Source organism: Nitrospina gracilis 3/211, assembly GCF_000341545.2.
GTDB lineage: Bacteria > Nitrospinota > Nitrospinia > Nitrospinales > Nitrospinaceae > Nitrospina > Nitrospina gracilis.
Genome location: NZ_HG422173.1, coordinates 1,715,397 through 1,734,792 on the forward strand (window position 1 = coordinate 1,715,397; position 19,396 = coordinate 1,734,792).

The following is a 19,396-nucleotide window of genomic DNA, read 5'->3' on the forward strand; positions in this document are numbered from 1 at the left end:
ATCGTCGCCGCCTTCCTGACCATCATCGGTTATTCGTTGAACGACACCATCGTTGTGTTCGACCGCATCCGCGAGAACACCCGCCGGCGCGGCAAGGAAACGCTGGCTTCCCTTATCAACACCAGCATCAACCAGACCCTGAGCCGCACGCTTTTGACTTCCGGCACGACCCTGCTCGTGGTGCTGGCCCTGTTTTTTCTGGGCGGCGAGATCATTCACGACTTCTCCTTCGCTCTTCTGGTGGGCATCGCCATTGGCACGTATTCCTCCATCTTCATTGCCAGCGTGTTTCTGGTGTTCTGGGAAACCCGCTCCAAGCGTGCGAAAAAAGCCTGACATCGGCGTATCCCCGTCTCCAGTTCCCCCGATCCGGTTCCGAATCCCCGCTTCCGGGATATAAGTTGCAATGCCCGCAAGGGGCGTGCTAAATTTGATCCCAAGACAGACACTCGTTAAATACCCATAAATACGGCGTTCCATGAACCCTCAATTGCAAAAACTGGTCACCATCCAGCAGATGGACAACGAAATCGCCGAAATTCAGGAACTGGTGGACCTCATCCCCAAACAGGTTGCGGCGGGGGAGAAGGAACTGGAAGGAAAAAAAGGCGCACTGAACACCCTCCAGCAGGAAATCGAAGAGCTCAAGAAGAAGCGAAAGCAGTGCGAGCAGGATGTGCAGGCGGAGCAGGACCGTATCGCGAAAACCAAGGCCAAGCTTCCCACGGTGAAAACCAACAAAGAATACAGTGCCATCCTCGCGGAAGTGGATGCCATCAAGGGCAAGATCGACGGTATCGAGGAAAAAGAGCTGGAGGTCATGGAGGCGCTCGAGGAGAAGGAAGCGCAGATCCCGGACCTCGAAAATGAGTTCAATGGCGAACGCAAGAAGTTCGAAGATTACAAAAAGAAAAAAGAAGAAGAGCTGAACCGCACCCGGACCGAGTTGCAGGGACTGCAGGACAAACGCCAGGAGGCGGCTCAATCCGTCGATGCCAGAATGGCGATGTTGTACGAAAAACTGCGCAAGGCCCGCGGCGTGGCAGTGGTGACCGTCGAAGGTGAGGTGTGCCAGGGGTGTCACCAGCAGATTCAGCCGCAGGTGGCTCTGGAGGTGCGGACGTCTCCCGACAAAATTCACCAGTGCCAGTTCTGCGACCGGTACCTGTATTACATTCCCAAACCGGAAGAAGAGGAAACCGAAACGGCGGTGTCGAAGTAAACCGGATGATCGCCGTCCCGCGCCAGCGGGAGGGAGGAAAGTCCGGGCTCCACAGGGCAGGATACTCCGTAACGCGGAGTGGGGGCGACCTTAAGGAAAGTGCCACAGAAAACAAACGGCCCACCCGCGGGGCGACCCGCGGCGGCAAAGGTGAAAAGGTGGGGTAAGAGCCCACCAGTGCCGCCGGTGACGGCGGCAGCTGGCAAACCCTATCCGGAGCAAGATCAAATAGGAAAGCGCTTGAGGGCGGCCCGTCCGATGCTTTCGGGTTGATCGCTCGAGCCTGCCGGCAACGGCAGGCCTAGATTGATGATCATCGCTCCGTGCTCCGGCACGGAGAACAGAACCCGGCTTACAGGTTTACTTCTTGCCGTCCAGCTTCCGGGCGGCCGCGCCGTTTCGGCGTCTTCTTCGATTTCATTTGCATTCCCGGCCGTGGCCCCGGCCACGCGGATACCCAACCCGATGGTGCCGGCTCCGGGACGGTCCATCCTGATTTCCGGGCAGAACACATCATGAAGGTTCCTCCTCGCTTTTCCTTCCGGCTTGTTGCCAGCCTTATGCTTTTGTTGCTGGTTGGGAACTGTATGTTTTTGCCCAGCCACACTTTAAGGCAGGCCATTGACTATAACGATCAGGACGTGGTCCACCGTTTTCTGGATGAAGGAGACGATCCCAATCAACCTCACAACGGTGGTCTGACGCCTCTCCACCTTGCCGCTATTAAAGGACGGCAGGAAATAACACGGATATTGTTGCGCCGCGGTGCCGATGTGAACGCGCGGGATTATCAGAAACGCACCCCCTTGCACCTTGCGGCATTATGGGGGCATCAGGGAGTGCTGGAAATTCTGCTCAAAAACGGAGCCGATCTCGCCGCGACCGATGATAAAGGACGTAATCTGCTCCATCATGCGGTGCTGGGCGGATCGAAAAACACCGTGCGGAGTTTGATCGACCGTGGATTGCCGTTGGAACTTCCCGATGATGCGGGTTACACCGGGTTGTATCTGGCCTGCCAGGCCAATGAAGCGGATTTGGCGGAATTATTGATTGAGAAAGGCGCATCGGTCGATCCGCCAGGACCGTCTCCTCTTATTGCGGCCGCAAAGAGGGGTAATTTCTGGGTGGCGGAAGCCCTGCTTTATCACGGTGCCAAGGTGGATGGTCCGGCGAATACCGAGGAACCTCCCCTGCATATTGCGGCGCGCAAAGGATATTCTTCACTGGCGGGCCTGTTGATCGTATATGGGGCGGACGTAAAACGGTTGGATCATGAAGGCAAAACTGCGCTGTATCATGCCATAAAGGCGGAAAACCATTCGATAGTGGACCTGCTTCTTAAAAATGGGGCCGACCCCAACCAGCCGGTTCCGGAAGGCAGTTTGCTCCACCTTGCCGCTCAAAAAGGAAGTTTTGGAATTGCGGAGACCTTGATTGCAAATGGGATCGACCTTCGCGCCAAAAACAATGAAAACCAGGAGCCGGTGGATGTGGCATTGGAACATGGTTACCAGAGACTGGCGGAATTGATAAACAGGGAGATCACGTTGAGAATGGAAAACCTCACACAATAGAATCCCGGTTTGCTTTCGCAACCTCTTTCTATTGGATAAAATGTTTGAGCGGTCTTAGTTGCTCTGTTGCATTTGTCTCAAATTACCGTTTTTGAATCATGGTCACGGTTCACATAAAGGTAATGTGGACTGTTTTTGTCATTTATAATTTTTCAATCTTCAATCAGGTCAGGTTTTTTATGAAGTTTCATATTCGTTATCTTGTCAAACCCATACTTTTTTAATTATGGGGTTGTCTGCCGGGTGCATGATTCTGCCGACCAAGTCGCTGGAGCAGGCGGTCGTCTACAACAACCAGAAGGAAGTGCGGCGTCATCTGAATGAGGGCGTCGAGGTCAACAAGCCCGGCACGGAAGGAAAAACCGCGCTCCACTTCGCCGCCGAAAAAGGCCGCGAGGAAGTCACGCGCATTCTGCTCGACCGCGGCGCCAACGTGAACGCGCGCGACAACGACAAGCGCACGCCCCTGCATCACGCCGCGTTTGAAGGCAACGAGATGGTAATGCGGATTCTTCTGGAAAACGGCGCGGACCTGAATGCCATCGACGACAACGGACGCAACGCCCTGCATCATGCCGCGCTCAACGGACGCCAGCGTGTGGCGCTCGGTCTCCTCAACCGCAAGCTGGCGGTCGACCTGGCCGACAAAAAAGGATACACGCCCTTGTACCTGGCGGTGCTGGGGAACGAAACGGAGATGGTGAAATACCTGATCCAGAAAGGGGCGTCGGTGAACCCTCCGGGCCCGTCGCCCATCATCGCCGCCGCGCGCCAGGGCAATGACCGCATCGTCGAGGTCCTGCTCACCCACCGCGCGCCTTTATACGGACCGCCGCAGGCCGAAGACACACCGCTTCACATCGCCGCGCAGAAAGGGCACTTTCACGTGGTGCGGGTGCTGCTGGACCGCGGTGCGGATGTGCATCGCAAAAACAAGGCGGGCAAAACGGCCTTGTATTATGCGGTCGATTCCAACCACAGCACGGTGGCGGAAATGCTGATAGACAAGGGGGCCGATCCCAACCAGCAGGTGCCGGAAGGCAGCCTTCTGCACGTTGCGGCTGAAAAGGGGAATTACAGCGTCGCCAATGCGTTGATCGAAAAAGGCATCGACTTGCGCGCCAAAAACGGCAGCAACCAGGAACCGCTGGATGTCGCCATCGAACACGCCCACCAGAATATCGCCGATCTCATCACCGCAGAACTCGTCAAGCGCAAGCAGGCGGGGCAATGACCACGCATTGAATTAAAAAAGCCGTCCCAAACGGGGCGGCTTTTTTATTTGGGAGGAATATTTCAGGGAATAAACTCCCAGAAGGTCAGACCCTTGAGCGTGCGTTTCACCAGCTTGCCGCGCTGGTATATGGGACTGCCGCGGATCAGCCGGTAGATGTCCGAGATCACCGATTTGTTGTCGCCGAAATAGGAATGGCCGATGAGGTTGGTGTCCAGACGCGACACGTCAATCGAATCCAGCCCCGGCAGGGTGAGGATGCCGCCCGTGGAATCGCCCGCCCTCCGATACCCGTTCACTTCCCGCGAAATGATGAGCGCCTGGTCGCGGCTCGACGCATACAGCGTGGTGCGGGCCGTGATGCGTTTGAACTCGGCGAACAATTTTTCAAATTCGATCTGATCGATATCCGGCGCGGCGAGGATGACTTCGCTGAAGATCGGGCTTTCCTGTTCCTTCATCTCCAGCGCGAGGTCATGCAGGGCATTGGTGAGCGCCACGCTCCCCATGCTGTGCGCCACCAGGTACACCGACTTCGCATGCGTGCCCTTGTGCAGGGTTTTCAGGAAATGGCGCAGGTCGATTGCCGCGGCCCGGATGCGGTTGGCATCCTTGATGTAATCCTGGGCTTGCCCGTTCGACGGCCAGCTGAACACCACCGACGTGCCGTCGAACTCGAGGTCATAAGCCAGCTGCGCGGCGCGTTGTACGGCGTACTCGAAGGTGTTGTTGAATCCGTGCACGAACACCAGCATTGCCGGGTGTTCGTTAAGGCTTCCGTTCAGCCGCTCCAGAAACACTTCCTTGCTCAACCGTCCCGCCTTGGTGAGGATGACGTGTTTCTTCGGATCTTCCTTTTCCAGTTGCACCTCAAATACAGTCAGCGGCGTGGTCAGGCTTCCCTTGCTGCGCATCTTCGGGTCGGTGGGGACGGAGATGGTGGCGATGCCGTACTCCAGTTCGTTCCCCGCGTCTCCGCCGTAAAACTTGGGTGAGATCTTCACGCCGGTGTACTTGCGCGTGGTGCCATAAAACACGTTCGTCACCACGAAGCCTTTCTGCTGCTTGGCCGTGTCTTCATACAAGGGCATGGTGGACCCGATCTCCTCGGTGCCGCCCGGGGCATGCACTGCGGGTTCCTCAAACTGGGGTTCTTCAAACGACGGTGTTTCGGCAGAGATCGCGGGGTGCTCGGGTTTTTCTATTTTTGGCTTCGATGGTGGAAACGATTCCTGTGGTTTCTTCTCAAACGCTTCATCGCCGGGAAACTTTTTCTTGATTGCCGCGACGGAATCCGGTTTCGGATTGGGTTTGACGGTTTCGGTTTTCGGTTTGGAAGTTTCCGTCATGGCGGAAGATGAGGAACCTTTGTGGGCCATCCACGGTCCGGTCTGTGCGCAGGACAGCCAGAACGGGAGAATGCCGAGAAGGCAGACGATTTTAAAAGGGACTCGGGATTTCATCGGGACACTCCTTCTGCATGCGGGATAACGGATGCGGTCGGGACGCGGCCCCATTATAAGGATTTCACGGTGAATTGGTAGGCCCATCATAGAGTTACGATGAGTTGGCCTGTTACCTTATAGATGAAGGTAAACTCGCTCAAAACAAAATAATAATTGTTTGAGAAGTTTTAAGTTTTGGATGGTTTAAGATGTTTTGATATGGCAGGTGAAAAAAATGGATTATATTGAATATCAGGTGTTTGCATTTCCTGATTAAAGGTTAAGGCCATGAATTTCTTAATGAGAGTTCTCAGTCTCCTTGGAATTACCGTGGTTTTGAGTTCTTGCCTTTTTCCTTATGGTAGCTATTACAAGCCTTCGTACGATCATGAAGGCCAACCCACGCCGACTATAAGATTCCTTCCCAGTTCGTTTTCCTTCTTCCTAGTTGATGTTGCTGGAACCCATGGTTATTTTGGGAGCTATTTAGGACCTCGGAATACAATAATATTTCGCGCCCCTCACTCAGCACTTTTGGGCATAACTGTCCGAATAAAAGACCAGCATAAATTAGAATTAAGTTTTAGAGCCATGTTTCCTAGGGAGGTAAAAGTACAATTTACCTCGGACTCATTTTATGTGACCGATCACAGCACAGGAAGCAAGCGCAAAGTGACCGCAAAGCATTTATTGTTGACACACTTTGGCCCCGCCAACAAAAACAAAAACCTTCGCCTCGCAGAGGTTGTTCCCCTGACCTTTTTTGATACCGCATATTTTACTGTATTTCAGAAAGAATTTAGCCCTGAAAACTTAACGTTACATTTGCCTCCAATTTTAAATTTATCGGATAACCAAAGGCTGCCTATTCAAACAATAGAATTGACTAGATCCCGAAATAGTCATGAGGAGCACCCATTGTATGACAAGGGATTATGGTTTTACGATAGTAAGGGCGAAAAAAAATTTTGGGTGGAAGCGAGTGATTTTAAAATTTCAGGCCATTTTCTAGGAGCAAAAAAAACTTACGAAGATAAGGCTACATTGTCTGGTTTCGTGTTTGTTTTTTTTCGGAAAAACCTGTCGTGGCAATTTGAATCTGATCAAATCATGTTGGAAAGTCAGGATTTAAGTGAAGTGCATCATGATGAAATTTTTTTAACCCCGCTCACTCAACCGGCAGAACCCTATAGGTTTTTTAACCAAGCTAAATTTTCCTCATTTACCTCTCAGGTTTTGTTCCAATCAAAATTTAAGGGGCCTGTTAGTATTCGTGTAGTTTTGCCACCACTTGCAACCAGTATGATTGATGGGTTTACTGTAGAAATTCCTCCTATGTTAATAAACGGTGAGGAGTTTGTAATTAAGCCTATCACTTTCAGGCTAAGGAAATATGATTTTGGTTTTCAACCGCTATTTCCATTTTAAACAAAACTGTTTAATGTCTCTGTCTCTATTTGAAGGAAATTTGAGTCGAAATTTGGTTGTGCTTCTTGTTGCAGTTTCTGTTCCTGCATGCAATGGGAAAGCTTACTGGAAGGACCATGTCATTGGTAATCATTATCCTATACTTTTTGTTTGTCGTGAATCCCTTGACAGTACTATGACTTATGTTGGTGCTGGGCTGGAGATTGGTTTCTTCAGGGATCATCGCAAGTCTACTCATGCTGGTCGGCTCGATGTGGTGGCGGACCCACTTAGGCGAAAAGTACCTGTTGGTTTTAATGAACAAACCCATCCTTTGGATATACTGAAGAATGATCTGACAAACTTATTGCGGAAAAGTGGGTTCGTTTCGAATTCTCCCAAGGTGACTAAACGAGAGTTTTTACAATTGGGTGTGAACCTGGTTGTAGCTCACTCCGAACAAACAAGTGAAATTACCGACATCACCTATTATCTATACGAACGTGGAATTGTTGTACTTGATCTTGCATTAATAAAGCCTGAAACTCAGGGAATTTTGTGGGCTGCCAGGGTGACTGGTGAGCACATGGTTGTTACTTCAGGACGGTCAAGCCGTTTCATCGAAGAAGCTATTGAAGGCGCTTACTGCAACTGCCTAAAAAACTTCATTGAAATTTTAAAGTCTGATGAATTCATTCGTGTTTTGAATAGGGCTGGAGCGGCGGACGCAGCCCGCGCCCATGAGTAGTCGCTGTGACCACCGGGCAGTAGCCATCTGCCTTGGACGCAGTCCGCGCCCACAAACCATCGCCGTGACTACGGAGCAGTAGCCATCTCCCTTCCGGCGTGGCTGGGGGTCAGGAGAGGTCGAACTTGAGTTTCAGTTCTTTCAGTTGTTTGGGGTCGATGGCGGAGGGAGCCTGCGTCATCAGGCACGTCGCCTTCTGCGTTTTGGGGAAGGCGATGACGTCACGGATGCTCGCCGCGCCGCAGAGGATCGTGGCGATGCGGTCCAGTCCGAACGCAATGCCGCCGTGCGGGGGTGCGCCGTACTGCAACGCTTCCAGCAGGAAGCCGAACTTCACCTGCGCTTCTTCCTTGCCGATGCCGAGCAGGCCGAACATCTTTTTCTGCACGTCCTGGTTGTGGATACGAATACTGCCGCCGCCGATCTCACTGCCGTTCAGCACGAGGTCGTACGCCCGCGCCCGCATGCCTGCCGGGTCCGATTCCATCTTGCCCAGGTCTTCGTCCATGGGCGAGGTGAACGGGTGGTGCATGGCGACGTAGCGTTTTTCCGTCTCGTCCCATTCCAGCAGTGGAAACTCGGTGACCCACGCGAAGCGGATGAGGCTGGTGTCGATCAGGTTCAAATGCTTGCCGATGGCGAGGCGCAGGTGCGCCAGCGAGTCGGCGACGATGCGCGGCGTGTCGGCGGCGAAGACGATGGTGTCGCCCACCTCCGCGCCGAGTTTCGCCATCATCGCGTCCAGCATTTCCTTCTTGAAGAACTTGGCGATGGGCGACTGCAACCCGTCGGCGTTGACCTTGATCCACGCCATGCCTTTCGCACCGTAGGTCTTGGCGACTTCGGTCAGGTCGTCGAGCACCTTGCGCGACAGCGCTTCCGAACTTTTCTTGGCATTCAGCGCGCGCACCTGGCCGCCGTTCTTGAGCGCCTCGGCGAACACTTTGAAATCGGTGCCTTCGACTTCTTTCGACAGATCGACAATCTCCAGATCGAACCGGAGGTCCGGCTTGTCCGAGCCGTAGCGGTCGATCGCGTCCTGGTATTTCAAAATCGGGAACGGCGTCGGGATGTCGATGCCCTTCACCTCTTTATAAATCGCCTTCATCATCGACTCGATCAGTTGGAACAACTGCGGCTCGTCGATGAACGACATTTCCATGTCGATCTGCGTGAACTCCGGCTGGCGGTCCTGCCGCAGGTCTTCGTCGCGGAAGCATTTGGTGATCTGGAAATAACGGTCGAGTCCGGACACCATCAGAATCTGTTTGAACAACTGCGGTGACTGCGGCAGGGCATAGAACTTTTCCGGGTTGAGGCGGCTCGGCACCAGGTAGTCGCGCGCGCCTTCCGGCGTGCTCTTGGTGAGCATGGGCGTCTCGACTTCGGTGAAGTCCGCTTCGTGCAGGACGTTGCGCACCACGCGGGTGATGTCGTAGCGCGTCTTGAGATTGCGTTGCAGTTCCGGCGAGCGCAGGTCCAGGTAACGGTGTTTGAGGCGCAGGGCTTCGGAGACTTCCGCTTCCTCCCAGCCGGGGAAGGGCGGCGTCTCGGATTTGTTCAGGATGGCGAGGTCGGCGACATAAACCTCGATCGCGCCGGTTTCCAGCTTCGGGTTCACCATGCCTTCCGGACGTTTTCTCACGGTGCCGGTGACGGCGATGACGTAGTTGCCGCGGAGCGACTGCGCTTCCTGGTGGGCGAGCTGGTCGATCTGCGGATTCAGCACCACCTGCGTGAGGCCGCGCTTGTCCCACAGGTCGATGAAAATGAGTCCGCCGTGGTCGCGCCGAGTGTGCACCCAGCCGCACAGGGTGACGGTTTTGTCGAGGTCGCCCTCGCGCAATTCATTGCAATGGTGGGTCCTTACGAATTTCTGGGTCATGGAAGCGGTGGTGGAATCGGTTTAAACGGTTGAAAAATGGAAGCCAACAAGTTACTCAAATTGCCGCGCGGTTGCAAGGGGATAATTGCCGGAGTTCGGGGGTGAGCTCACGATTCCTCGGAACGGGGTTCGTCCGGCGCGGTGGAATCCTCCCCGCTTTCCTCCGGAGGTTCCTCGGTAGCGGTGGCGGTCTCCTGCCGGGCCTGCTCGGCTTTCAACTGCTGTCGCCGGGCTTCGAGCTCCGCTTTCTGTTTCTCGCGTTCCTTCTTGCGCTGCTGGTACTCGATGACCATCTGCGGCTTCACCTTGATGGCGACAGGAATGTTCACCGTGCCGCAGGACCGAACGCACACGCCGCAACCGGTGCACACGTCCTTGTGGATGGTGGGCCGGCTCTCCCGGTCCTGCGTGATGGCGCCCGGAATGGGGCAGTCGATCAGGCACTGCTGGCAGAAACTGTCGCCGTAGGCCTGGCACTTTTTCTTGTCCAGAATAGCGTATCCCATCTCGACGTCGCGCGGGCCGCCCGGCACCGGCAACAACGCGCCTTCCTCGCAGGCGGCGATGCACGGCAGGCCGTCGCACATGACGCAGGGCACCTTGGCCGGGTCGATGTACGGCGTGTCCATGATGAGGAAGCCCATCTTCTTCGGCACCTTCAGGATGGCGTCCTTCGGGCAGGCGTTGACGCAGTCGCTGCACCGCGTGCAGGCATTCAGGAACTCGCGCTCGGAGATGGCCCCCGGCGGGCGCAGAAGCGGCGGGCGCTTGGTGATGCGGTCGAAGGCGGTGTTGACCTTGTCGATCTTGCCCTGGATGTTGTCTACAGTAGGCTTGGCGAAGAAGTGGACACTCTGGCGGAGCATGTAGCGCCGGTCCATTTCCTTGTCGTCCGGATCGCGCTCCTCGTCTTCCTCCGGTGGAATCTCCGCTGACGCGTCGTGCGCTTCCAGTTCCGCCGATTCCGCAGTCGCGTCTCCGGCATCGGCGGCTGTGGGCGCGCCGTCCGCGGAGTCACGTTCGGCGGCGATGGCGGGCTTCGGCGCGGCTTCCGGTTTGGGCTTTGGCTTCGGCTTGGCCTGCTCGAATTCGAGGGAAGGGTAGAAGTATTCCTTCACCCGGCGGAAGAATCCTTTTTTCGGTTTGGGTTCTTCTTCGACCGCCGTATCGGATGCAGGCTCTGACGTGGCGTCCGCGACAGCTTCCTCCGTTTCCCCATCTACGGTCGCCTCGGCGACTCCCGTTTCACCAATCTCGACCCCTTCTTCAGCTTTTGCTTTTTTCTTCTTCTTGCGTTTTTTCTTTTTGGCGGGATTTTTTTCGGCTTCGAGGCGTTCGGACTCGTCCGAATACTCTTTCAACCGGTTGAGGTGCGAGAACAGGCCGCGGCGGGAGAATTCCGATTCCTCGATGGGTTTCTTCACCGCGTCCTTGAAACGGCGGACCGCTTCGAACTCCATGTCGCTGGAAGTCAGGTCGCCGCGCTGATCCTCGGAGACGTGGTCTTCGTTCGTGCGGATTTTCGGGGGCAGTTTTTTGCCCTTGAATCTTTCTTTGTTGAGGCGGTAGCGGAGCGACATGACGGTCCTATGCTAAAGCGGAAACCACGATGGCGGGTTGGCGCTCAATCGGCGGGGTCCCAGCCCATGTCCCGGGCGATGTTCTTGTAATCGTGCCAGTTCTGCGCGTCGGCGTTTTCCAGCATGTACTCGTCCGTGGCCAGCACCAGCGGGTGTCCCTTGTTGACAAACGACTGCACCGTTGGGAACCGCAGAAGAAAAATGGTGACGGCGATGCGCGCCAGATCGCGGACGTCCGGATCCTCCGTGATCTGCTTGATGATCTCTTCGGCATTGTCCGCGGTCACTTTCTGGAACAGTTCCGACGTTTTGTCCTCCAACTCCGGGTGCGTGTCGCAGATGTTGGCCGCCTCCAACTGCAATTCCAGGATGCGTTCGTAATCCTCTTCGTCGAACTCGCCGTCCATCTTGCCTTGTTCCCAGGCGGAGCCTTCCTTGTTGCGGTTGCCCGGTTCATCTTTACGTTCGGCGGTTTCACAAAATGCCAGATTTGCTTCGTCGAGCATGATCTTGGCTTTGATTTCGGGGCTGGTATCGTTTCCTGCCATGATTCTGTTTTCCACTCCTCTTTGCGGGTGTTGCCGGTTTCGGATCCGGCCTGCGGCCCGACGCCCTTCGGGACGTAAACGGAACCCAAAACAAACCGTTAACTCGGGACTCTTCGATAAAACCCATCCTAGCACAAGTGCTTGGCCCGCCGGAATCAAAACCCGGTGCGGGGACAGGGGATTGGCCACGGCCCGACGGGGACCGGGGGACACGGAAAATTCCATGAAATTTCCATATCCGGTCAGAATTGATCTTCCAAATATGATAGCATATGGCCGACACAAAATAGGAAGTGGAATCACTTGATAAACCTATCCTTTCCGGTCGGCGCCCGATCGCGGGGCGGTTTGGATTTTCATACATTCCGACAGGCCATGAATAAAAAAGTGATGCTCATTTTTCCGCCGGAATGGGTGCCTACAGCCCCTTACCTGGCTTTGCCCAGCCTGGCGGCGGTTCTCCGCCAGAACGGCATCCCCACCGTGTTGAAAGACATCAACGTCGAGGCGTTCGACCATTATTTCACCCAGAATTATCTGGAGTTTGTCCGGGAGCGTATACAGGGTCGTCTGATGCGCCTGATGGAAAAAGAGCAGAAAGAGGGACTGACCGACGAGGAGCGCCAGCTCAAGGAAGGGTTCATCCAGTACACCTACGTGGACATTCCGCACCATGCGAAAAAAGTTGAGCGGGCGAAAGAAATCACCCGGGGCCCGGAGTTCTACGAAGTGGAAAAGCTGGAATGGGCGCTCAATGCATTCCGCGAGGTGATGGAGTTCATCTCCATTTCCTATTACCCGGCGTCGATCAATTTTTACCCTGTTGAGAGCAACCTCAACGTGTACCGGCCCTGGGTGTCGGAAGACCTGTTCCGCGCGCCGCACGACCGCGACGTGAACATCTACATCGACCTGTGCGAGCGGCTGGTGTACCCGGCCATCGATGAAGAACAGCCGGACGTGATTGGCATCTCCATCGGCACGCCGGTGCAGTTGATGGCGGGCATGACGTTCGCCCAGCTCATCCGCAAAAAGTATCCGGATATCCACGTCACCGTCGGCGGCAACATCACCACCCGCCTGAAAGACGAAATCGCCAAAAAGCCGAAATTTTTCGACCGCGCGTTTCATTCGCTCGTCGCCTACGAGGGCGAGCACGCACTGGTGGAACTGGTGCGTGCGCTGGAGGACGGACGTCCGCTCTCTGATGTACCGAACCTGATCTGGAAGGATGAAACGGGGCAGGTGCGGGTGAACGACAAGCTCCACACCGAACGCGTCAACGAGCTTCCGATCCCGGATTTCGACGGCATGCCGTTCGACAAGTATTTCGTCCCGGACAAAATCCTGCCGTACCTCGGCACGCGCGGCTGTTACTGGGGCAAGTGCACCTTCTGCGATCACGGCGCGGGGTACATCGACCAGTACCGCGCCAAGCACGCCGACCGCATCATCGAAGAACTGAAGGAGATGAAGGAGAAGTACCAGGCGAAGCACATCCTGTTCACCGACGAGTCGTTCCCGCCGGCCTTGTTCCGGAAACTGCCGCCGATGATGATCGACGCCAAACTCGACCTGTTCTGGACCACACTGATCCGTTTCGAGGAATCCCTGCTGGATCCGGAATGCTGGGAGATGGCGGCGAAGTCCGGGTGCCGCAGTCTGTACTTCGGGCTGGAGTCGGCGAACGAACGCATCATCAAGCTGGTCAAGAAGGACACCAAGATCGACGTCGCCATCAAAAATTTGAATGAGGCGAAGCGCGTCGGTATCTGGAGCCACGTCATGGGCTTTTTCGGGTTCCCCAGCGAAACGCAGGAGGAAGCCGAAGACACGCGCCGCTTCCTGCTCGACAACCAGGACATCATTCATTCGGTGGAGATGTATTTCTTCGTGCTCTACAAGCACGCGCCGGTGTGGGACATGATGGAGGAGACGAAGATCGACGTGCAGGTCAACCCGGAACACGACCTGGCACTCGATTACTACTACACTCCGGAGAACGGCCTTTCCATCCCGGAAGCGATGCAACGCTACCAGCAGTTTTACCGCGACGACTATGACCCGTGGGCATTGCGCGTCAACGCCCGCGAGCACGTGTACCTGTACATCACCCACTTCGGCACCAACGACCTGCCGCAACTCTACGTACGCAACCATCCCGAATCGCAAACCCAGATGGCCCCTGAAGTCATCCTGTAGTCGGCCACGCCGACGGGGGAGAACGGGCTGAACCCGGAGGTGACGGGGTGGATTGAGATATTCAGAAACGCGGTGGGCTTTCCGTAACGAAATCTTCCCTTACTTCTTTTCCACAAAGAAGACGGTGACGTCGGGGTTGGCCTGGTTTTCGGGGCACATCTTAAGGTGTTGCTGGAAGAAGGGCATCTCAACGATGCGGTCGGCGTTCAGCACGTTCAGTCCGTACGCGTCGAGAAGTCCCTTGAGCGGCCACGGAGCGACGAGAAAGGCCAGCCCGCCGGGCGCCAGTACCTGCACCACCGACATCAGGATCTTCTCGCAGATGTCGCGGTCGGTGTGATAGAAAAACGGGACCCATTTGTAGACAAGGTCGTACTGTTCCTGGTACGCCTTCTCCACGTGCGTTTCTTCTTTCAGGAACCGCACCCGCCGAACGTTCTCCAACTGGTTGCGGGAAGCCGCATAGTTCCACAACTCCTGCGCGTTTTTCTGTGCAAACTCCGGATCGCTGTACAGCACCACGTATTCCCGGTCCCGCGTGCAGTCGATACACCCGGCGATGACCGTGTCGAACGTATGCACCAGCACGCGCTGCACTTTTTCCAGCCTCTCGGGCATGTCGTCGTGCTGCTCCATGTAATGCAGAATCTGGTCCACCGCCATTGGCTGGAGCGTCGGCTCGTGAATCTCCTCGTCGCCGTCCGGGTACACGGGCACGGTGAACAGCACCTTGACAGGGTCGATGGTCGGCAGGCCGTCGGTGAAAAAATGCCGCCAGCCGAACGGGTGGGCGGCCGGGGATTTGGGCTGGCTGTCCTCCACCGTCACTTGCCATTCCTGATTGAGCGGAATCTCGCGCGTGTCCTCGCCGTCGTGCAGAACCACATTGCCCCCCGTCACCTCCAGGTAGCGCTGGCAGGGGCCACTCCCATTCGCAGAATTGATATAGGGCACCGCGACCGCATCGTCCACCACCGACACCTTGTACAGGAACCCGTCCTGCACGGTGACGCTGACGTTGTGCTGGTCGTGGAAATACCGCCACGGCGGATTGGCGCGCGGCGTCCACTCGATTTCATGCGAGCGGTCGGGGTTGAGAAAGACGTTCAGGATGTCCTCGCTCTTCGGTCCCTTGGGCTCGAAAAATGCGTTGAAAATGTTGAACGCCTCTTTCGACGGATAGGTCGGCAGGCCGCGGTAACGGAGCGGCGGCAGTTCCTCCTCCCGCGACTGGTCTTCATACAGGCCCCAGATGAATTCGAACGCCGCACCGCCGGTGCCGGGGAGGGTGGACTGGAATAGCTCGACCACCGGGATCAGGTCCAGACGGTCCCAGTTGACGGTGAACATGTAGCTGATGAACACGGTCTTTTCCCAGCCGCCCTCAATGAGCACGTACAGCCCGTCCTTGAACAACTGCACGTCATACTCTCCCTTGCCGACTTCCACGAAGTTTTCGTCGTGGTAAAAATACTTCACCTCCGAGTAAGGCACCTGCCACGCCTGCGACGCTCCTTTCCGCAGGTCGTCGAGAGTCATGCGTTCCCACCCGGGCATGCTGGAGATATTGATGCGGTTGGTGTATTTCTTGGCACGCGGTTTGATGCCCACCCACTGGCGGCAGTCCAACTGCATCCGCACGTGCTTGAACCGCGACTCGCCGGACGCGGCGTCCGCCTGCCATTCCACCTCGTGCAGGGTGTGGCCCTGCGGGTCGGTCATGAGGAACCGTTTGCCTTCCTGCGTGTAAAAGACGCGATGCCCGGTGGGATAGCGTTTTATGCGCGTGGTGGCGGTGGAAGGGACTTCGCCTGCATGCCAGTATTCCGACCCGTCTTCCGCCGTGTGCCGAAGACCGGGCAGGGATTGTTGAAGCGATTCGAGTTCCGCCTGGCTGGTGGCGAAGGCCACGTTGCCCGGCCGCTGGAGTGCGTCCAGGAAAGTTTTGGGGTCGGTCACGGGATTGCCTTTGAACAGGTTAAATTTTCGGCGATTATAGGGAGGGGCCGGGGGGCTGTCAATCGCTCAGCCGCTATTTTGGGGCTTCCTGCCGCAGCTTTCCGACAAGGGGGGAGCTTTTATTGACACCCCCCTCCCGGCTCTCTATAATCCCTTTTGTTTCCAATGAATTCAATTTTTTACATCCGGCTCCAAACCGGCTGGATGCGGGGTGCTTTTTCTTTATAAATCAGTGAGAGGTTGCATGGAAACCAAGGAATCCCAAAAGAACGACCCGCGCGGCGAAGGCCGCAAATACGAAAAGATGGGCCTGTCCTGCCTGCAGAAAAACCAGCTCGTGGAAGCCGAATCTCATTTCATGACCGCCCTCGATCACATGAAGCAGGCGGGTGACGAACTGGGGCAGGCCTACGTGCTTGGCAACCTGGGCAACCTGAATTTTCAAAGCAAGCATTTTGACAAGGCGGAGGAGTTTTACTCCGAATCGCTCACGCTAATGGAAAAGCTGAATGACCGTATGGGCATCGAAAGCACCCTGGGCAACCTCGGTCACGTCAATCTCTACAAAGGCGAACTTGACAAGGCGGAGGAGCAGTACGCGAAAGTGCTCAAGCTGGTGGAGGAAGACAAAAACGTGCAGGCACAGGTGCTTTACAGCGAAAACCTGGGCAACATTGCTCTGCAGAAAAAGGATTTCGCCGCGGCGGAAAAATATTTTGAAACCGCGCGTTCGGCCCTGCTGTCGCAAAAAGAAGACGCCGACAAACTGAGCTTCGTTGAAGAACAGCTCAAAACCCTGCGCGCTCACCCGGATTACCTCGCTTCGAAAGAAGAGGCCGCCCGTCCGGAGATCGAGAGGCTGAAAAAGGAAAACCGGACACAGGAACTCATCCAGAAATACCAGGACCTGGAAGAGATGTTCTACCAGGCCCAGCGTTTCGACAAGGTAACGGAAATCACCCGGAAAATCGTGGGGGTACTGGAAAACCTCAACGACAAACAGTCCATCGCCATCAGTTACGCCAACCTGGGCGGCACGCTGATGCAGGAAGGTGTCTCCGGCAAACCGGAATACCTCGACCCGGCAGAAGAGAATTTCCTCAAGGCCCTCGAATACATCGAGGAGAAGCAGGACCAGAAGCGCAAATCCTACCTGCTGGGTAACCTGGGGGTCATTCAACTGCACAAAAAGAACCTGGACAAAGCCGGTGAGTATTACGAACAGTCACTCAAACTGATGATCGACCTGCGCGACCAGCTGGGCGAGGCCCGCGGCTACGCCAACCTGGGCCGGGTGGAGAGCCTGAAGGAAAACTGGGACGGGGCGATTGGACAGTTCGAGAAGTCGCTGGAGATCATGGAGAAGCTGGAAAACCGGCCGGGCATGGCCCAGCAATACGAGGCGCTCGGCGAAATCTATCTTAAGAAGGAAAATCTGGACAAAGCCGAAGACTACCTGCAACGCGCACAGGCCATGTACGAAGCGCTCAAGGACACCCAGAGCCTGGCCATTGTGCAGGACCGCCTGGTGTACATCGTCAGTCATCCCAAAATGCTGGAGAAGCGCGAGGCTGAAATCCTGAACGACCTGAAGGATGCGGAAAGCAAACAGGATGACAACCGGCGCATCGCCGCGATCAAGGAACTCAGCAACGTGTATTTTCTGGCTGACGACCTCGACAAGGTGCAGAAAACGCTGGAAGACGCGCTGGCGATCCAGGAAAAGATCAAGGACGAAGGCGGGAGCAGTACCACGCTGGCGAACCTGGCGAGCGTGTGCGAGCAGAAACAGGAGTTGGAGAAAGCCGATTCCTTTTACGAACAGGCCATCGCCATCCGGGAAGAACAGTCGAAGGAGCATCCCGGCCTGCCTGACCTGTACAGCAACCGCGTTCATGTCCTGCTCCAGCTCAACCGGCTGGAAAAAGCGGAGAAGGTGGTCAACCAGTCGCTCAAGGTCAACCGCAAACGCAACAACATGAAGGGGCTCATCAGCGATTACCGCAACCTCGGCAACCTGAGTCTGCAGAAAACCGACTGGGCCGCCGCTGAGAAAAGTTACCTGGAAGCACTTGAACTCAACAAGCAGGCAGGAAACAAACGCGAGATGGCAGAGGATTACCGCAACCAGTGCAACCTCTACCTGCAGAAAGAAGACTGGAAGCAGGCGGAGAAATACTGCAAAAACGCCCTCGAGATCGCCGAGTCACTGAAGGACATCCGCAACGCCTGTTACGATCACCGCACGCTGGCCACCATTTACAACGGACTCAACGAGCGGGCCAAGGAGGAGCCCCATTACAAGGCCGCCCTGGAGTATTCACGCAGGATGAACGATCCGAAAGAAATTTGTATCGATTTGCGCAATGTGGGCAACATCAATATGGAAAAGGGGTACACCGAAAAAGCCGAACAGAGTTTGATGGAAGCTCTGGACCTGTCTCAGAAATACCTTGAGAAAAGTGAGCAGGCGGAGAACTACCGCAGTCTCGGCAACTACTTCTTCCGGCGCGGCAACCATCCCGAAGCGGAAAAGCATTATCTCAAGGCGCTCGAATACACCCGGGAACTGGACGACAAGGTGGGAATGGCGAAAGACTGCACCTTTATGGGCAACCTCAAATTCCGCGGCCAGAATTACGAGGAAGGCGACGCGTACTTTGTGCAGGCCTCCGATTTGTTCAAGCAGGCCAAGCACATTCCGAACCTCGTGCAGTTGTACATGACCGTCGCCCGGCTCAACCTGGCGGAGTCGCGCAAGGACGAATGCGAAAAGTACCTGAAGAACGCCGAGGAGGTGGCGAAGGAACTGGGCAATCCGGAGAAGTTGATGGCATCTATCGAGCACCTTCGGAAAATGACCGAACGCATCGACAAGAAATAAGAAAAGCGGCGCAAACGGGTTCCGGGGGAAGACAACCGTTTCGCCAGGTCCTTTGACCCATGGAAGAGAACGGGCGTTGCAAAATTTGAGAGTTCCTACGAAGGATTAAAAATGAGGTTTCCTGTCAACCATGAAATTCAAGTTTTCTGATATTGAGTTTTCGGGTCCTAACAGGTTGACTTGAAATGGGTTATCAGCACTTCCCCTGGCCCATATATCTGAATTTAAAGGTGTGTTCCCCCGTCTGGTTTGTTTTCGCAGACGGGCTTTTTTCAAGGGTTGGGGACGTTTCCATAATGCCTTGACAATTGGCCCGGCATATATAAAAATCGCAGGTACTAAACACGTCTTGGGTTTTTAAATAGAAGGGTTTAACACTTCCGCGGGAATGAAAGACCATGAAAGTTACTTATAGTCCGCAGTTGATGGAGGAATCCGTTTTTCGCCATTTGAACCATTTGGAACGATCCGGATTTCGCGCCGAATACGATGAGTTTCATTCCTTGGCTGACCCCATCTATGAACTTCCGGAAGACGACCGGGAAGAAGCGTTTGAAAAGGTCAATGAACTGTTTTTCCGTGAAAAACTGCTCCTGGGCGATCACGTTTTGAAGGCCTTGGAGGTGTGCGGTTTGATTCCAAAACGCAAGCGGCAGGACAGCCGCCAGCCCGCGGCCGTCGCCGAGCTTCCTGGGGGGCTTCCTC

Annotated in this window: 13 protein-coding genes, 1 other RNA gene and 1 pseudogene; 10 read left to right on the forward strand and 5 right to left on the reverse strand. The window is 55.4% G+C overall.

Annotated features, from left to right (window positions below; genetic code table 11):
- From secF to TX82_RS08140, 5 genes are all read left to right on the forward strand, one after another.
- On the forward strand, positions 1–336 hold a 336-nt coding region (gene secF / locus TX82_RS08120; RefSeq protein WP_042250898.1), incomplete at its 5' end, for a protein translocase subunit SecF.
- Between the two features lie 142 nt (positions 337–478).
- Positions 479–1,222, forward strand: a complete 744-nt coding sequence (locus TX82_RS08125) for a zinc ribbon domain-containing protein (protein WP_005009214.1) — start codon at positions 479–481, stop codon at positions 1,220–1,222.
- Positions 1,216–1,593, forward strand: an RNA gene (gene rnpB, locus TX82_RS15510) — RNase P RNA component class A. Before TX82_RS08125 ends, rnpB begins: the two co-directional genes overlap by 7 nt.
- Positions 1,594–1,809: 216 nt before the next feature.
- Positions 1,810–2,799, forward strand: a complete 990-nt coding sequence (locus TX82_RS08135) for an ankyrin repeat domain-containing protein (protein ID WP_005009218.1) — start codon at positions 1,810–1,812, stop codon at positions 2,797–2,799.
- Positions 2,800–3,046: 247 nt separating this feature from the next.
- Positions 3,047–4,033 (forward strand): ankyrin repeat domain-containing protein, encoded by a 987-nt coding sequence (locus TX82_RS08140; RefSeq protein ID WP_042250903.1) that lies wholly within the window; start codon positions 3,047–3,049, stop codon positions 4,031–4,033.
- Between the two features lie 62 nt (positions 4,034–4,095).
- On the opposite strand, the gene TX82_RS15220 is transcribed toward TX82_RS08140, so the two are convergent.
- On the reverse strand, positions 4,096–5,496 hold the full coding sequence (locus TX82_RS15220; protein WP_005009226.1) for an alpha/beta hydrolase: 1,401 nt from the start codon (positions 5,494–5,496) through the stop codon (positions 4,096–4,098).
- A 282-nt stretch (positions 5,497–5,778) separates the two neighbouring features.
- Here TX82_RS15220 and TX82_RS08150 point away from each other — a divergent pair, with 282 nt between their 5' ends.
- Together TX82_RS08150 and TX82_RS15995 are read left to right on the forward strand one after the other, a co-directional pair.
- Positions 5,779–6,906 (forward strand): hypothetical protein, encoded by a 1,128-nt coding sequence (locus TX82_RS08150; protein ID WP_222822993.1) that lies wholly within the window; start codon positions 5,779–5,781, stop codon positions 6,904–6,906.
- Entirely contained in the window at positions 6,872–7,633 is a 762-nt protein-coding gene (locus TX82_RS15995) for a hypothetical protein (RefSeq protein WP_005009234.1), read from the forward strand. The genes TX82_RS08150 and TX82_RS15995 overlap by 35 nt, the downstream gene beginning before the upstream one ends.
- Before the next feature lie 109 nt (positions 7,634–7,742).
- Here the strand turns inward: TX82_RS15995 and aspS are convergent, their stop codons facing one another.
- The 3 genes from aspS to TX82_RS08175 all read right to left on the reverse strand — a co-directional run bounded on the left by aspS (position 7,743) and on the right by TX82_RS08175 (position 11,646).
- Entirely contained in the window at positions 7,743–9,518 is a 1,776-nt protein-coding gene (aspS, locus tag TX82_RS08165) for an aspartate--tRNA ligase (RefSeq protein WP_005009236.1), read from the reverse strand.
- 107 nt (positions 9,519–9,625) lie between these two features.
- The gene (locus TX82_RS08170; protein ID WP_005009237.1) at positions 9,626–11,098 is read right to left on the reverse strand and encodes a 4Fe-4S dicluster domain-containing protein; all 1,473 of its coding nucleotides are present in this window, start codon (positions 11,096–11,098) and stop codon (positions 9,626–9,628) included.
- 44 nt (positions 11,099–11,142) lie between these two features.
- Positions 11,143–11,646 (reverse strand): hypothetical protein, encoded by a 504-nt coding sequence (locus TX82_RS08175; protein WP_005009239.1) that lies wholly within the window; start codon positions 11,644–11,646, stop codon positions 11,143–11,145.
- Between the two features lie 375 nt (positions 11,647–12,021).
- Here TX82_RS08175 and TX82_RS08180 point away from each other — a divergent pair, with 375 nt between their 5' ends.
- Positions 12,022–13,848, forward strand: coding sequence for a B12-binding domain-containing radical SAM protein (locus TX82_RS08180; protein WP_005009245.1), 1,827 nt, complete (start codon positions 12,022–12,024; stop codon positions 13,846–13,848).
- A gap of 99 nt (positions 13,849–13,947) precedes the next feature.
- On the opposite strand, the gene TX82_RS08185 is transcribed toward TX82_RS08180, so the two are convergent.
- Positions 13,948–15,807 carry a hypothetical protein gene (locus tag TX82_RS08185; RefSeq protein ID WP_005009247.1) on the reverse strand — a complete coding sequence of 620 codons (1,860 nt, stop codon included), beginning with the start codon at positions 15,805–15,807 and terminating at the stop codon, positions 13,948–13,950.
- A gap of 244 nt (positions 15,808–16,051) precedes the next feature.
- On the opposite strand from TX82_RS08185, the gene TX82_RS08190 reads away from it, so the two are divergent.
- Complete coding sequence (locus TX82_RS08190) at positions 16,052–18,691, forward strand: tetratricopeptide repeat protein (RefSeq protein WP_005009249.1); 2,640 nt, start codon at positions 16,052–16,054, stop codon at positions 18,689–18,691.
- A gap of 398 nt (positions 18,692–19,089) precedes the next feature.
- Positions 19,090–19,396 (forward strand): annotated as a pseudogene (locus TX82_RS16260) (hypothetical protein); the annotation flags it as partial.

Coding starts and splice junctions, on each gene's coding strand:
- TX82_RS08135 (WP_005009218.1), top strand. CDS start 1,810: ATGTTTTTGCCCAGCCACACTTTAAGGCAGGCCATTGACTATAACGAT.
- TX82_RS08170 (WP_005009237.1), bottom strand. CDS start 11,098: ATGTCGCTCCGCTACCGCCTCAACAAAGAAAGATTCAAGGGCAAAAAA.
- TX82_RS15220 (WP_005009226.1), bottom strand. CDS start 5,496: ATGAAATCCCGAGTCCCTTTTAAAATCGTCTGCCTTCTCGGCATTCTC.
- TX82_RS08190 (WP_005009249.1), top strand. CDS start 16,052: ATGGAAACCAAGGAATCCCAAAAGAACGACCCGCGCGGCGAAGGCCGC.
- TX82_RS08180 (WP_005009245.1), top strand. CDS start 12,022: ATGAATAAAAAAGTGATGCTCATTTTTCCGCCGGAATGGGTGCCTACA.
- TX82_RS08125 (WP_005009214.1), top strand. CDS start 479: ATGAACCCTCAATTGCAAAAACTGGTCACCATCCAGCAGATGGACAAC.
- TX82_RS15995 (WP_005009234.1), top strand. CDS start 6,872: ATGATTTTGGTTTTCAACCGCTATTTCCATTTTAAACAAAACTGTTTA.
- aspS (WP_005009236.1), bottom strand. CDS start 9,518: ATGACCCAGAAATTCGTAAGGACCCACCATTGCAATGAATTGCGCGAG.
- TX82_RS08140 (WP_042250903.1), top strand. CDS start 3,047: ATGATTCTGCCGACCAAGTCGCTGGAGCAGGCGGTCGTCTACAACAAC.
- TX82_RS08150 (WP_222822993.1), top strand. CDS start 5,779: ATGAGAGTTCTCAGTCTCCTTGGAATTACCGTGGTTTTGAGTTCTTGC.
- TX82_RS08175 (WP_005009239.1), bottom strand. CDS start 11,646: ATGGCAGGAAACGATACCAGCCCCGAAATCAAAGCCAAGATCATGCTC.